The sequence below is a fragment of the Sphingomonas cynarae genome (assembly GCF_039537815.1).
Taxonomy (GTDB): domain Bacteria; phylum Pseudomonadota; class Alphaproteobacteria; order Sphingomonadales; family Sphingomonadaceae; genus Sphingomonas; species Sphingomonas cynarae.
Genome location: NZ_BAABBF010000001.1, coordinates 636,591 through 652,194, shown reverse-complemented (window position 1 = coordinate 652,194; position 15,604 = coordinate 636,591). Strand labels below are relative to the sequence as shown.

Genomic DNA, 15,604 nt, shown 5'->3' with positions numbered 1-15,604 from the left:
ATTGCGCCCCCCTGCCCGTCCCGATAAGGCGCCCCTCGTGTCCGATACCGTGCCCCGCCCGCTCATCATCGCCGTGCCCAAGGGGCGCATCCTGTCCGAAGCGTTGCCGCTGCTGGCCGCCGCCGGTATCCATCCCGAAGCCGCCTTTTCGGACGAGGACAGCCGCGCGCTGCGCTTCGCCACCGACGATCCGGCGATCGAGCTGATCCGCGTCCGCGCGTTCGACGTCGCCACCTTCGTCGCGCACGGCGCCGCGCAACTGGGCATCGTTGGGTCCGACGTGCTGGCGGAGTTCGCCTATTCGGAACTGTACGCGCCGGTCGATCTCGGCATCGGGCACTGCCGCCTGTCGGTCGCCGAACCGGTCGCGCTGGCGGCGCAGGACGATCCGCGCGGATGGAGCCATGTCCGTGTCGCGACCAAATATCCGCACGTCACGCAAAGCCATTTCGCGCGGCGCGGCGTGCAGGCGGAATGCGTCAAGCTGAACGGGGCGATGGAACTCGCGCCGACGCTCGGCCTGGCGCCGCGCATCGTCGATCTCGTCTCGTCGGGCCGCACGCTGAAGGAGAACGGACTGGTCGAGGTGGAGCGGATCATGAACGTGACCAGTCGTCTGGTCGTCAACCGCGCGGCGATGAAGACGCGCGGCGACGTGGTACCGCTGGTCGAGGCGTTCCGCCGCATTGTCTCGGACAGGCAGGTGGCGGCATGATCCGCCTCGACGCCACCGCGCCGGGCTTCGCCGACGCCTTCACCGCGCTGGTCGAGGATCGCCGCGAATCCTCCACCGATGTCGCCCGCGACGTCGCCGCGATCGTCGCCGATGTGCGCGCGCGCGGCGCGGCGGCGGTGCGCGACCTGACGCTGCGGCTCGACCGCCACGATCTCGACGTCACCGGCTGGCGGGTCGATCCCGCCGAATGCGCCGCCGCCTATGCGGCGCTGGAACCCGGCCTCGCCCGTGCGCTCGATCTCGCCGCCACCCGCATCCGCGCCTATCACGAGCGGCAGAAACCCGCCGACACCGATTATGTCGACGCGGCCGGCGTCCGCCTCGGCGCGCGGTGGCGGCCGGTGGATGCGGCCGGGTTGTACGTGCCGGGCGGGCGGGCCGCCTACCCTTCGTCGCTGCTGATGAATGCGATACCCGCCAAGGTGGCGGGCGTCGGCCGGCTGGCAATGGTGACGCCGACGCCGGACGGGCAGATCAACCATCTCGTCCTCGCCGCCGCGCATCTGGCCGGAATCGACGAGGTATGGCGGATCGGCGGCGCGCAGGGCATCGCCGCGCTGGCGTACGGCGCGGGCGATCTCGCGCCGGTCGATGTCGTAACCGGCCCCGGCAATGCGTGGGTGGCGGAGGCCAAGCGCCAGCTCTACGGCGTCGTCGGCATCGACATGGTAGCGGGGCCATCGGAGATCGTCGTCGTCGCCGATGCGCTGAACGACCCGGAATGGACCGCCGCCGACCTGCTCAGCCAGGCAGAGCACGACGTGACGACGCAATCGATCCTGTTCACCGACGATGGTGCCTATGCCGATGCGGTCGCCGCCGCGGTGGAGCGGCAACTGGATACGCTGGCGACCGGTGCGGTGGCGCGGATCGCATGGGAGGCGAACGGCGCGATCGTCGTGGTGCCGACGCTGGCGGAGGCGATGCCGCTGGTCGATCGCCTCGCCCCCGAGCATCTGCAACTGGCGGTGGACGATCCGCAGGCGCTGTTCGACCGGGTGCGCCATGCCGGCAGCGTGTTCCTGGGCCGCCACACGCCCGAGGCGATCGGCGATTACGTCGCCGGCCCCAACCACGTCCTCCCCACCGGCCGCCGCGCCCGCTTCGCCAGTGGCCTGTCGGTGCTGGACTTCATGAAGCGCACCAGCTTCCTGGGGCTGGACGAAACCGCGCTCGCCGAGCTCGGCCCGGCAACGGTGGCGCTGGCGGAAGCGGAGGGCCTGCCCGCCCATGCGCGATCGGTGGCGTTGCGATTGCGGTTGAACCGGTAGGAACTACCATCCCCGTCGGTCACCCCACCGATAACAAGGCCGTAATTCCAGAAACATAACCAATATGGCTGAAACCGAACCGATAGAGGTCGGCCCACCTATAATGCATCGATCCAAGGGCTCCCCGGGGGATCGATGTCGCATTATACCATCAAAGCAAAACTGCTCCTCTGCCTAAGCCTGTTTGCGGTGGCGTTCGTGGTGATGCTGGCCATGCTGCAAGTGGGGCTGGTTCGTAATCAGGCGGCATTCCAGACGCTGCTGGTAGATCGCATCGAGCCGATGCGTGACCTGAAGATCATCGCCGATGCCTATGCCGTGACGATCGTCGACGCCTCGCACAAGGCCCGCAACGGCGGCATGACCTGGGCAGAGGCCGAACGGTCGGTCGCGGCGGGACGTGCCCGGATCGATACCCATTGGCGCAACTATACGGCAACGTCGATCACCGGCCATGAAAAGCGGCTGATGGAAACGGCCCGGCGGACGATGGCGGTGGCCGATGCGGACCTCGACAGGTTGCAGCGTATCCTGCGCCAGACCGACCGGGCCGGGCTGGACACGTTCGTCGTCGATCGACTCTATCCCGCAACCGATCCGGTTTCCGCCGCGATCGGCGATCTCGTTGACGAACAGTTGAATATCGCCGGTCAGGTGACGAGCCATGCGGAGGAAGCCAACCGGATCGCACAGATCGTGTCGATCCTGATCGGCGTGGCGGTGGCGGTGGTGTGGCTGTTCACCTTCATCGTCTCACGCCGCAGCATCAGCCAGCCGATCCATCATCTGGCCGCCACGATGGACGCGCTGGCCTGCAACCGGGAGGACACCACGATCCCCTATCAGGAACAGCAGGACGAGATCGGACGCATGGCCCGCGCGTGCGAGGTGTTCCGCGCCCATGCGGTCGAGCGAAGCCTTGCCGAGGAACGGGACGCCGCGACGGTACGCCAGGTCACGGGCGACCTGCGCCTCGCGATCGGCGCGATCGCCAACGGCGATCTCACCCATAAGCTGGTCGATGCTTTTCCCACCGAATACGAACCCGTCCGACACGATTTCAATGCGGCCTTGACCAACCTGCGCGACCTGATCGGGTCGGTCTCGGAGAGTGCGACCGCGATCCGTACCGGCTCGGGCGAGATCGCGCAGGCGTCCGAAGACCTGGCACGCCGCACCGAGAGCAACGCCGCCTCGCTGGAGGAGACGACGGCGTCGATCGCGCAGATCGACGATCGGCTGAAGGCATCCGCCGTCGCGGCCGGCCATACCGTCGATCGCGCCGATCAGGCGATCGCCACGGTCGGTGGTGGCCGCGCGGTGGCGGACGAGGCGGTGCAGGCGATGGGTCGCGTCAGCGACAGCGCCAAGGGCATCGACAGCGTCATCGAGGGGCTGGACAAGATCGCGTTCCAGACCCGCGTGCTGGCGATGAACGCGGCGGTCGAGGCGGGCCGGGCGGGCGATGCCGGGCGTGGTTTCGCAGTCGTCGCCGATCTGGTGTCGGCGCTGGCGATGCGTGCCGAGGAGGAAGCCAAGCGGGCACGCGACCAGCTGACGGTGACGCAGACCGACATCGTCACTGCGGTCGAGGCGGTGACGAAGGTCGACGGCGCGCTTGCCAACATCTCGGGCGATGTCGCGCAGGTCCACGAACTGCTGGCGACGATGGCGTCGGACAACCAGGCGCAGTCGGCAGCGATCACCCAGATTTCGGCGGCGATCGGGACGATGGACCAGTCGACCCAGCAGAATGCCGCGATGGTCGAGGAAACCTCCGCCGCCGCGCGCAATCTGGCGGGTGAAGTCGGGCAGCTTGCCGATCAGGCCGGCCGTTTCGTCATCGATCCGGCCGCGACGCGACGCCCCGCCCCCCGCCACTCCCTGTCGGCCTTCCCGCCGCCGCCCGCTGCCACCGCACGGCCACGGCCTGCCGTGCTTTCTTCGCCGATCGGGGTATCGCCGATGGCGTCAACCGGCATCGGCGACGACTGGCGGCATTTTTAGCGGCGTCGGCCGGGGCTGACACATCCGTCGCATCCGCCTACAGGCACCTGCATGTCCCGTACCTCTGCCCGTACCAAAGCGCGTGCCGCCGCCCGTCTTGCCGCCGTCCAGGCGCTGTATCAGCATGAGATGGAGGGGACGGTGATCCCCTCTCTCCTGCATGAATTCCATCAGCATCGGATCGGCGCGACGATCGAGGATGTCGAATATGCCGAGGCGGACGTCGATTTCTTCGACGATCTGGTCAAGGGCGCGACCGCGCGCGCCGGCGAGATCGACCTGTTGATCGAGGGGAAGCTGGCGACGGGCTGGACGCTCGTGCGGCTCGACAAGCCGATGAAGGCGATCCTGCGTGCCGGCACCTATGAATTGCTGGCGCGCGGCGATGTGCCGGTCGGCGCGGTCATCAGCGAATATGTCGATGTCGCCCATGCTTTCTACGAGAAGCGCGAATCGGGCTTCGTGAACGGGTTGCTCGATGCGATCGCCAAGGAGGCGCGTTCCTGAGCGTCGTCTGACGGAATCATGTACTTTTGCCACCACCCCGGCGAAGGCCGGGGTCCAGTTGGGCGAGGGTTCGCGATGATTTACCGCCGCCTTTCCAACTGGGCCCCGGCCTCCGCCGGGGTGGCGTATAATGGTTGGCGGACGCTTTTTCTTTGCGGGTGGCGGAAAGGGGGAAGCGAGTGAACGAACCCGAATTCCTGGCCGCGCTCCGCACCCTGCCCCTTCATCCCGGAGCACGTGGGCTGCGGGACGATGCGGCGGTGATCGGTGGTTTCGTGCTGACCACCGATACGCTGGTGGAGGGGGTTCATTTCCTCGCCACCGATCCCGCCGCCGACGTGGCGTGGAAACTGGTGGCGGCGAACCTGTCCGATCTGGCCGCCAAGGGTGCGGCGGTCGAGGGGGTGATGCTGAATGTGCCGCTGTCGGCGGATGACTGGGATCGTGGCTTCCTGAACGGATTGCGCGGGGTGCTGGCGGCGTTCGCGGTGTCGCTGATCGGGGGGGATACCGTGTCGCTGCCGGTGGGCGCGGCGCGGGTGCTGAGCTGCACCGCGATCGGCCGCGATGCGCCCGCCCCGTCCCGCACCGGGGCGCGGGCGGGCGATGCGCTGTGGGTGACGGGGACGATCGGCGACGCCGGGGCGGGGCTGGCCATCGCGCAAGGACGCGCGGGTCCTGCCGCGCTGCTCGCCGCCTATCGCCGGCCGCAGCCGCGGCTGGCGGCGGGGCGGGTGATCGCGCCGCATGTCCGTGCGATGGCGGACGTGTCGGACGGGCTGCTGATCGATGCGGCGCGGATCGCCGCGGCGAGCGGACTGGCGGTGGCGATCGATCTGGGTGCGGTGCCGCTGTCGGCGGCCTATGTCAGGTGGCGCGGAGAGGATCGCGACGACCGACTGGCGGCGGCGACCGCGGGGGACGATTACGAGTTGCTGTTCGCCGCCGATCCCGACTGGACGCCGCCGCCCCTGCCCGATGCCCTGCCCGTGACGCGCGTCGGCACGCTGGCGGCGGGGGCCGGGCTGACGCTGCATCATGACGGCGAACCCGTTCCGCTGCCGGCGCGGATCGGCTGGGAACATGGTGCCGCCGTTTGACTTGCGCAGACCTTCGAAAGGGATAACCTTCCACGATCCCGACGGACTCGCCCACGATGGCGGATCGCGGGCAGGAGAAGGAGCAGCGGATGACGACGGTCTATCTCGCCATGATCTGCGGTGTTATCGCCGTGATCTACGGTATCTTCACCAGCGCGCAGATCCTGCGCCAGCCCGCGGGCGATGCCCGGATGCAGGACATCGCCGCCGCGATCCAGGAAGGCGCCAAGGCGTATCTGGGCCGGCAATACACCACCATCGCGATCGTCGGCTGCGTGGTCGCCGCGATCCTGGCAGTGACGCTGGGGTGGATTTCGACGATTGGCTTCGTGATCGGCGCGGTGCTGTCGGGCGTGGCGGGCTATGTCGGGATGAACATCTCGGTACGCGCCAACGTGCGGACGGCGGAGGCGGCGCGGACCTCGTTGCAGGGGGGGCTGACCACCGCGTTCCGCTCCGGCGCCGTCACGGGGATGCTGGTGGCGGGGCTGGGGCTGCTGTCGATCGCATCCTTCTTCTGGTATCTGACCGGGCCGTCGGGACTGGCGCCGGGCGACCGGGTGATCGTGGAGGCGCTGACCGCGCTGGCGTTCGGCGCGTCCCTCATCTCGATCTTCGCGCGGCTGGGCGGCGGCATCTTCACCAAGGCGGCCGATGTCGGCGCCGATCTGGTCGGCAAGGTGGAGGCGGGTATCCCCGAGGACGATCCCCGCAACCCCGCGGTGATCGCCGATAACGTCGGCGACAATGTCGGCGACTGCGCCGGGATGGCCGCCGACCTGTTCGAAACCTATGTGGTGACGCTGGGCGTGACGATGATCTCGATCGCGCTGCTGATCCGCACCGACGCCGCCGATCTGATGCGGCTGATGACGCTGCCGCTGGCGGTGGGGGGCGTGTGCATCATCACGTCGATCATCGGCACCTATGCGGTGCGGCTGGGCCCCATAAAAAATGGAAAGGGGGGCACGATCATGGGCGCGCTGTACAAGGGGTTCTGGACGACGGCGCTGCTGTCGATCCCGGCGATCTACTGGGCGACGCAGTGGACATTGGGCGACATGAACGCGGTGATCGGCGGCGCGGGCTTCCTCGACGCGGGCGACGACGCGCTGACGGTGGGGGCGCAGACCGTGGGCGCGCGCTTTACGGGCATGGACCTGTTCTGGTGCATGTTGATCGGGCTGGCGGTGACCGGGCTGATCGTGTGGATCACCGAATATTACACCGGCACCAATTACCGCCCGGTCAAGTCGATCGCGAAGGCGAGCGAGACGGGCCACGGCACCAACGTGATCCAGGGCCTCGCCATCTCGCTGGAATCGACCGCGTTGCCGACGCTGGTGATCGTGGTGGCGGTGGTCGCCACCTATCAACTGGCGGGGATCATCGGCATCGCCTTCGCCGCGACCGCGATGCTGGCGCTGGCGGGGATGGTGGTGGCACTGGATGCCTATGGCCCCGTCACCGACAATGCGGGCGGCATCGCCGAGATGGCGGGCCTGCCCGACGATGTGCGGGCGCGTACCGATGCGCTGGACGCGGTGGGCAACACGACCAAGGCGGTGACCAAGGGCTATGCGATCGGCTCCGCCGGCCTCGCCGCGCTGGTGCTGTTCGGGGCGTACACCACCGACCTGCAGACCTATTTCCCCGACGTGACGGTCGATTTCAGCCTGTCCAACCCGTATGTGATCGTCGGGCTGCTACTCGGCGCGCTGCTGCCCTATCTGTTCGGGGCGTTCGGGATGACGGCGGTCGGCCGCGCGGCGGGCGCGGTGGTGGAAGAGGTGCGCGGGCAGTTCCGCGACAATCCCGGCATCATGGCAGGCACCAGCCGGCCGGATTACGGCCGCACCGTCGATCTGGTGACGCGCGCCGCGATCCGCGAGATGATCGTGCCGTCGCTGTTGCCGGTCGTGTCGCCGATCGCACTGTATTTCATCATCACCGCGGTGGCGGGACAGGCATCGGGCTTCGCGGCGCTGGGGGCCATGCTGCTGGGCGTGATCGTGTCGGGGCTGTTCGTAGCGATCTCGATGACCAGCGGCGGCGGCGCGTGGGACAATGCCAAGAAATATATCGAGGACGGCAATCACGGCGGCAAGGGATCGGAGGCGCACAAGGCGGCGGTGACCGGCGACACGGTGGGCGATCCGTACAAGGACACCGCCGGCCCGGCGGTCAACCCCATGATAAAGATCACGAATATCGTCGCGTTGCTGTTGCTGGCGGTACTGTCGGCGGGGGTGTAGGCGGCCGGAAAGTCACACCGGAAAGTCACGAAAGTCGCATCCTACAGGGGGTCGGACCTCCTGTTGTCCGGCCCGTTAGAGCGGGATGACATGAGGTTGATCCAGATGTTCGTCATGGCGAGCGGGATGGATCAGGCCGATGTCATCCCTTCCCTTATCGCGCCGGAGCGGGCGGGATCGGGGTGTATTGCGCGGACAGCAATTGCCAGCGGCCCCCAGCCCGCCGCGCGACATAGCGGACGCGGATCGACCGGGTGACGCCGCCAGGTAGCGTGAAGGACTGGCGACGCGTGACCAGCGCCATGTCGCCGCTGGCGCGCACGACGGTGTCGTCGGCGGTCATCTCCGGCGCCGGCCTCCGCGCGGCAGGGGCGTAGAAGCCCAGCACCGCCGCGCGTGGATCGACCGTGCCGATCGGCGAGACCTCCTCGTAATCCGGCGCCAGCGTCGCGGCGAGCGCGACCGGATCGAACCGCGTGCGTGCGTCCTCGAACCGGTCGACCAGCGCCTGCACCGCCCCATCCTGCGCCGTCCTGCGCCGTCCTGTCCTGCGCCGCGACCGGTGACGCCGCCAGCATCGCGACCGATGCGATCATCCGTGATGTTGCCCGCATGAACCCTGTTCCCCCTGCTCATCCTGTATCCGTCAACGCGGAATATATTAATCCGATGTAGGCGTAGCGACGCAACCCAGCACCGGATCAGGATGCCCCGAGCCGCCAAGCTACGCTCGCCATGACGAACATCCGGTTCACCCTGATGTCATCCAACTCTAGACGCAAAGCCGGCGTGTAGGACAGGGACCCATCGACCGGTCGAGCCGGGGCGGGATGCCGGATCAGGTCTGGTGCCAGAACAGGAAGACGCGGACCCTGCCGTCACCAGCGGGCGCGAAGCCGATGTTCGGGCCTCCGCTGTCATTGACACCCCAAGCGACCTGTCCGGTTTTTAAGCCCCTGGCAGCCTCTGGATTCCAGTTTCCGTCCCGAGGTCCCAGAAGGGCATTTGCCTCTTCGGAAAATTCCGGCGCGTATGGTGCCCGATGAGCTCGTCAGTGATCGTGGTCACCATGATGGTGACCTCCTTGCCTCCATCCCAGTTATAACAATCATACATGCAATATTCAAAATCTACTTCGCAATGACGCCCGACCTTTCCTTCGGCTATGACAACCTCTCCCTTGCCCCGGCGGGTATATCCGCCGATCGCAAAGTACCAATCGGCGTTTTCGGCTTGAATGTTGTAACCGCCCCCCCCCGAAGATGGATCGAAAGAGATGCCGCCCGACAGGCAGCGTTCGAATGACTTGCTGTGCTTGACGAAATTCCAGCATCATACCGACCTGCGCACTGGGCACCGAACGAACCATGTCTTCAAGATCAATCCTGTAGGCAAGTCCGGTGTTCAACAGATAATGCCGCAGATGCCGCGTCGCCTTCACCCCGGGATAGAGATTGGGTGCCCCGTGCATGACCAACCCGGGCAATCCTGCATGTTGTGCGATCGCGCCGGCGGTCTTGGCTCTGGAATTCCAGGGCCCGGCCCCCGGATCGGATTTCAGCGGCGGATCGCCAGTGGCGGTCGCTGCCGCAATAGCCAGACAGCGGCGGCTTGGGGGGCCGGCGCGGGTTCGCCCCGACGTGAGAAGTTCGTGGCCATACACGGCCTCCTGCCCGGTCCCCGATACCATCGCGACGATCATGGTGCCACCATGTCATCAGGTGGACCATCGTCGCCGCCGGATACGAAAGAACCCGCCCCCTCCCTAAGGAGGAAGCGGGTCCGTATCGTCACTGCCGCGACGGGCGGGGTTCAGGCGGTGCGCGTGCCCGACATCGGGAAGCTGCCGAACGCGCCGGCGCCGACGGTGCCGACCAGCGTGTCGCCGTCGATCGTCGCTTCGCAGTCGAGCGTCATCGGCATCGGCACGGTCATGCTCTGCTTCCAGCCGATCCGGTTGCCGTCGACCGTGCCGGTCACGTCCATGCTGCCCATCGCGCCCGACACGTCGCCGGTGAAGCCGTCGCCCTCGCTGCGAACGGTGAGCGTCATCTTCTGATCGCCCAGCGGCGATTTCACGGTGCAGTCGTAGCTGCCATCGACGGTGGCCATCGGCTCTCTCCTTACTTCGCGGGGGCCGGCGCCGGAGCGGCGGCGGGAAGGCCCAGCGAGCTTGCCGTCACCAACTCGACCGGCATCCCCAGCGTGTCAAGCTGCGGCTTCACCTTTGCCGCCTCGCCCACCACGATCCAGGTGATGCGCGACGGATCGATCGCCTGGCCGATGGCGGTGCGCAGCTGCGGCAGCGTGAGTGCGCGGTAACGCTGTGCGATCGTGGCGTAATAATCGTCGGGCCGCTTGTAGAGATCGTTCTGCTGCATCGCCGACAGCACCGCGCCCGAGGTTTCGAACTGGCCGGAGGACGACCGGATTGCGCCGTTGATCGACAGGTCGAACTCCGCCTCGGTCATCGGCCTGGTGGTGAGGAACTCCTTCACGTCCTGTTGCAGCGCGGCGATCGACGGACCGGTCTTGTCCGCCTGCACCGGTGCCCGCATCAGATAGGGCGCGGCGAATTCGGCACGCTGGAACCCGCCGTTGACGCCGTAGGACCAGTGCTTACCCTCACGCAGGTCCATGTTGATCCGGCCGAGGAAGCTGCCGCCCAGGGCATCGTTGGCGGCCTGCACCGGCAGCAGTTCCTGCGTACCGGTCAGCCCGTTGCTGACCGCACCGGTGATGAGCGACTGCGGGCTGCCCGGCCGGTCGAACAGCAGGATGCGCGGACGCGTGGCCGGCGGCGTGACGGACGATGCCTTGGTAGGCACCGCGCCGGTGCCGCGCCAGTCGCCGAACCGGGCGTCGAGCGCCGCCTTCACCTCGGCCAGCGGACGATCGGAGACCACGAAAATCTTCGCCTTTTCGGGCCGCAGCCACGCCTGCTGGAACGCGACCAGATCGGCGCGGGTCAGCGCCGCCACCACCGCGGGATCGCCACCGCCTTGCGCCTTTTCATACGGGGTGCCCGCCGCGACGATGCGGGGGACGATCCGGCCCGCGATACCGGCGGGGTTGGTCAGTTCCTGCTGGATTTCCGCCAGCCGCTGGTTCTTGAGCCGCGCGACTTCGGGCTCGGCGAAGGCGGGGTTGCGGGCGATGTCGGCGAACAGGTCGAGCGCGGGGTTGAGGTTGGCACTGGGCACGCCCAGTGTCAGCACCGTGCGGTCGAGCGTCATGCCGGTGCCGATCGACGCGCCCAGCCGTTCGCGGGCCTGGGCGAGGGCATTGGAGTCGAGCGTCGTCGTCCCCTCGTCCATCATGTCGAGCGTCACCTGCTCGGTACCCAGCTTGCCGGCGACATCGGCGGCATAGCCGGCATCGAAGCTGATGACCGCCTGCGTGATCGGCACCGCGGTGCGTTGCGCATAGACTACCTCGATCCCGTTACGCAGACGGGTACGGGTGACGGCGGGGAAGCTGAGCCCGGCGACCTCGCCGACCGCGGGCAGCGTGCCGCGCGTGCCCTTTGCGGGCTGTTCGGGGGCGGCCGCGACCGGCACGGCGGCGGGGACCTGCGCCTCCTGATAGGCGTCGCGATCGCCCGGCACGACGTTGATCGCCAGCACCGGCCGGGTCAGCCACTTGTTCGCCGCCGCCTTCACCGTGGCGGGGGTCTGCGCGGCGAGCGCCGCCAGCTGCTTCTTGTAGAAGCCCGGATCGTTCGAATAGAGCGCGCCTTCCGCCAGCGCGACCGCCTTGCCGCCGAAGCCGCCGACCGATTCCAGCCCGCGGATACGCCGCGATACCGTGGAGGTGACGAAGCGCGACACCTCGTCCGCGGTCGGCCCGTCCTTCAGGAACTGCGCCGTCACTTCGTCCAGCCGCTTCGTCGCCAGCGCGACGTCGACGCCCGGCCGCACCAGCCCGTCGATCGAGAAGGTGCCGACCTGCGCGAAGGCGCTGCTGTCGGCGGACACCTGCGTGAACAGCTTTTCCTTGCGGACCAGCTGGTCGGTCAGCCGCGACGAGGCGAGCCCGCCCAGCACGCCGGCCGCGACATCGAGCGAGGCGGCGGCGGGATCGTTGAGCCCCGGCGTCGCCCAGTTGCGGGTGATCAGCGTCGCGGCCACGCGATCACGGATCGTCTCGTTAACGGGCGCGGGCAGCGTGACGACGGGGGCGGCGGGCAGGTTGCTCTTCGGCCCCGCCTTGATGCCGCCGAAATATTTCTCGGCCAGCGACCGGGCGGTGGCGACGTCGACATCGCCCGCCAGCACCAGCACCGCGTTGTTGGGGCCGTAATGATCGTGGAACCAGTCCTTCACCGTCTGCACGCTGGCGGCATCGAGATCGGCCATCGAGCCGATCGTGTCATGACCATAAGGATGGGCGGCGGGGAACAGCCCCTCGGTGATCTTGTAGCCGAGCAGGCCGTAGGGCTGGTTGTCGTTCTGCCGCTTCTCGTTCTGGACGACGCCGCGCTGTTCATCCAGCACGCCCTGCGTGATCGCGCCGAGCAGATAGCCCATCCGGTCGGATTCCAGGAACAGCGCGCGTTCCAGCGCCGCGGTCGGCACCGTTTCGAAATAGTTGGTGCGATCGAAATAGGTGGTGCCGTTGTAATCGGTGGCGCCGACCTGCTTCAGCGGTTCGAAGAAATCGCCGGGCGCATTCTCCGATCCGTTGAACATCAGATGCTCGAACAGGTGGGCGAAGCCGGTCTTGCCCTTGGGCTCGTGCTTGGAGCCGACATCGTACCAGACGCTGACCGCGACGACGGGCGCCTTGCGATCGGTGTGGACGACGACGCGCAGGCCGTTGGCCAGCGTGAAGGTCTGATAGGGAATATCGACCTGGCTGACGAGGCTGGCGACCGGCGCGGCGGCGGCGACCTTCGTCTGGGCGTGGACGGACGGGATGAACGCAATCACGGCGGCGCCGACGAGGGCGGCGGACTTGAACGACATGCGACATGGGCTCCTGCTGGATGGCGTGTGGTAAGCATCGAAACCGCCCCTGTGCAATGGGCTTCGCTCCACTACATCGCCGGTGAGCCGGTTTATTTCCGCGACCACTTGTGTGCTATATTGGCAACACTATCTTGGCATGAAGGCAACAGGACCGATCATGAACCTCGAAAAATTCACCGACCGCGCCAAGGGCTTTTTACAGTCCGCGCAAACCGTTGCGATCCGCATGAACCATCAGCGGATCGCCCCCGAGCACCTGCTGAAAGCGTTGCTGGAAGACGAGCAAGGCATGGCCGCCGGGCTGATCCAGGCGGCCGGCGGCGAACCGCGACGCGCGGTGGCGGACGTCGATGCGGCACTCGCAAAGATACCTGCGGTCAGCGGATCGGGCGCGCAAGGCTCCCCCGGGCTCGACAACGACCTGGTGCGGGCGCTCGATTCGGCCGAGCAGATCGCCAGCAAGGCCGGCGACAGCTTCGTCACGGTCGAGCGGCTGCTGGTCGCGCTGGCGCTGGCGACGACGACCGCGGCGGGCAAGGCGCTGAAGGCGGCGGGCGTATCGCCGGAGGGGCTGAACACCGCGATCAACCAGCTGCGCCAGGGCCGCACCGCCGACACCGCCGGCGCCGAGGACCGGTACGACGCGCTGAAGAAGTTCGCGCGCGACCTGACGCAGGCGGCGCGCGACGGCCGGCTGGACCCCGTGATCGGCCGCGACGAGGAGATCCGCCGCACCATCCAGGTGCTGGCGCGCCGCACCAAGAACAATCCCGTCCTGATCGGCGAACCCGGCGTGGGCAAGACCGCGATCGTCGAGGGGCTGGCGCTGCGCATCGCCAATGGCGACGTGCCCGATGGGCTGAAGGACAAGACGCTGATGTCGCTGGACATGGGCGCGCTGATCGCGGGCGCGAAATATCGCGGCGAGTTCGAGGAACGGCTGAAGGGCGTGATCGACGAGGTGAAGGCCGCCGATGGCGACATCGTGCTGTTCATCGACGAGATGCATCAGCTGATCGGCGCGGGCAAATCCGAAGGCGCGATGGATGCGGGCAATCTGCTGAAACCGGCGCTGGCCCGCGGCGAACTCCACTGCGTCGGCGCGACCACGCTCGACGAATATCGCAAGCATGTCGAAAAGGACCCCGCGCTCCAGCGGCGGTTCCAGCCGGTGTTCGTCGGCGAGCCGACCGTGGAGGACACGATCAGCATCCTGCGCGGATTGAAGGAGAAATACGAGCTGCACCACGGCGTGCGGATCACCGACGGATCGCTGGTGGCGGCGGCGACCTTGTCCAACCGCTACATCACCGACCGCTTCCTGCCCGACAAGGCGATCGACCTGATGGACGAGGCCGCCAGCCGCATCCGCATGGAGGTGGAGAGCAAGCCCGAGGAGATCGAGGGCCTCGACCGCCGTATCCTGCGCCTGAAGATCGAACGCGAGGGGCTGCGCCGCGAAAGCGACGAGGCGAGCCGCGACCGGCTGGAGACGCTGGAGGGCGAACTGGCCAATCTGGAACAGCAGTCCGCCGAACTGACCACGCGCTGGCAGGCGGAGAAGGACAAGATCGGCGCCGAGGCGAAGCTGAAGGAGCAGCTGGACGCGGCGCGGCTGGAGCTGGAACAGGCGCAGCGCGGCGGCGACCTCGCCCGCGCGGGGGAGCTGTCGTACGGCACGATCCCGCAGTTGCAGAAGCTGCTGGCGGCGGCCGAGGGCCAGACCCAAGGCGCGATGCTGCGCGAGGAGGTGACCGCCGACGATATCGCCGGCGTGGTCAGCCGCTGGACCGGCATCCCCGTCGACCGGATGCTGGCGGGCGAGCGCGAGAAGCTGCTGCGCATGGAGGAGACGATCGGCAAACGCGTGATCGGGCAGGCGGAGGCGGTGCGCGCCGTCTCCACCGCCGTGCGCCGCGCGCGGGCGGGGTTGCAGGACCCGGGCCGGCCGATGGGCAGCTTCCTGTTCCTGGGGCCGACCGGCGTGGGCAAGACCGAGCTGACCAAGGCGCTGGCCGAATTCCTGTTCGACGACCCCAACGCGATGGTGCGGATCGACATGAGCGAATTCATGGAGAAGCACGCGGTGGCGCGGCTGATCGGCGCCCCCCCGGGCTATGTCGGGTATGAGGAAGGCGGCGTCCTGACCGAAGCCGTGCGCCGCCGCCCCTATCAGGTGGTGCTGTTCGACGAGGTGGAGAAGGCGCATGGCGACGTGTTCAACGTACTGCTGCAGGTGCTGGACGACGGGCGGCTGACCGACGGTCAGGGCCGGACGGTGGATTTCAGCAACACGCTGATCGTGCTGACCTCCAACCTCGGCGCGCAATATCTCGCCAATCTGGACGAGGGGCAGGACGTGGAGGCGGTGGAGCCGCAGGTGATGGACATCGTCCGCGCGCATTTCCGCCCGGAATTCCTCAACCGGCTGGACGAGGTGATCCTGTTCCACCGGCTGGGACAGGCGCATATGGGCCCGATCGTCGATATCCAGGTGGGGCGCGTCGGCAAGCTGCTGGCCGACCGCAAGGTGACGCTGGACCTGACCGATGCGGCACGCGCGTGGCTGGGCCGGGTGGGCTACGACCCGGTATACGGCGCGAGGCCGCTGAAGCGCGCGGTGCAGCGCCATTTGCAGGACCCGCTGGCGGACATGATCCTGCGCGGCGAGGTGAAGGACGGCACGACCGTGGCGGTCGACGAGGGCGACGGCAAACTGGCGCTGGTCGTCGGGTAACGCGAAAAGGGGCGACGCATC

At 67.7% G+C, this 15,604-nt stretch carries 10 protein-coding genes; 7 read left to right on the top strand and 3 right to left on the bottom strand.

Annotated elements, in window-relative coordinates; translation table 11 throughout:
- Window positions 1-49: 49 nt before the first annotated feature.
- The 6 genes from hisG to ABD719_RS02980 all read left to right on the top strand — a co-directional run bounded on the left by hisG (window position 50) and on the right by ABD719_RS02980 (window position 7,876).
- The gene (gene hisG, locus ABD719_RS03005; RefSeq protein WP_344691961.1) at window positions 50-715 is read left to right on the top strand and encodes an ATP phosphoribosyltransferase; all 666 of its coding nucleotides are present in this window, start codon (window positions 50-52) and stop codon (window positions 713-715) included.
- Window positions 712-2,007 (top strand): histidinol dehydrogenase, encoded by a 1,296-nt coding sequence (gene hisD / locus ABD719_RS03000; protein WP_344691878.1) that lies wholly within the window; start codon window positions 712-714, stop codon window positions 2,005-2,007. Before hisG ends, hisD begins: the two co-directional genes overlap by 4 nt.
- A 135-nt stretch (window positions 2,008-2,142) precedes the next feature.
- Window positions 2,143-4,014: a methyl-accepting chemotaxis protein gene (locus ABD719_RS02995; protein WP_344691877.1), complete on the top strand. Its 1,872-nt coding sequence runs from the start codon at window positions 2,143-2,145 to the stop codon at window positions 4,012-4,014.
- A 51-nt stretch (window positions 4,015-4,065) separates the two neighbouring features.
- Complete coding sequence (nusB, locus tag ABD719_RS02990; RefSeq protein WP_344691876.1) at window positions 4,066-4,521, top strand: transcription antitermination factor NusB; 456 nt, start codon at window positions 4,066-4,068, stop codon at window positions 4,519-4,521.
- A 179-nt stretch (window positions 4,522-4,700) separates the two neighbouring features.
- Window positions 4,701-5,621, top strand: a complete 921-nt coding sequence (thiL, locus tag ABD719_RS02985; protein ID WP_344691875.1) for a thiamine-phosphate kinase — start codon at window positions 4,701-4,703, stop codon at window positions 5,619-5,621.
- Window positions 5,622-5,710: 89 nt separating this feature from the next.
- On the top strand, window positions 5,711-7,876 hold the full coding sequence (locus ABD719_RS02980; RefSeq protein ID WP_344691960.1) for a sodium-translocating pyrophosphatase: 2,166 nt from the start codon (window positions 5,711-5,713) through the stop codon (window positions 7,874-7,876).
- A 154-nt stretch (window positions 7,877-8,030) separates the two neighbouring features.
- Here the strand turns inward: ABD719_RS02980 and ABD719_RS02975 are convergent, their stop codons facing one another.
- From ABD719_RS02975 to ABD719_RS02965, 3 genes are all read right to left on the bottom strand, one after another.
- Window positions 8,031-8,390, bottom strand: coding sequence for a nuclear transport factor 2 family protein (locus tag ABD719_RS02975; protein ID WP_344691874.1), 360 nt, complete (start codon window positions 8,388-8,390; stop codon window positions 8,031-8,033).
- A gap of 1,298 nt (window positions 8,391-9,688) precedes the next feature.
- Complete coding sequence (locus ABD719_RS02970; RefSeq protein WP_192128634.1) at window positions 9,689-9,988, bottom strand: hypothetical protein; 300 nt, start codon at window positions 9,986-9,988, stop codon at window positions 9,689-9,691.
- An 11-nt stretch (window positions 9,989-9,999) separates the two neighbouring features.
- Window positions 10,000-12,843, bottom strand: coding sequence for a M16 family metallopeptidase (locus tag ABD719_RS02965; protein WP_344691872.1), 2,844 nt, complete (start codon window positions 12,841-12,843; stop codon window positions 10,000-10,002).
- A 160-nt stretch (window positions 12,844-13,003) separates the two neighbouring features.
- Here ABD719_RS02965 and clpB point away from each other — a divergent pair, with 160 nt between their 5' ends.
- Complete coding sequence (gene clpB, locus ABD719_RS02960; protein WP_344691871.1) at window positions 13,004-15,583, top strand: ATP-dependent chaperone ClpB; 2,580 nt, start codon at window positions 13,004-13,006, stop codon at window positions 15,581-15,583.
- The last annotated feature ends 21 nt before the right edge of the window (window positions 15,584-15,604 follow it).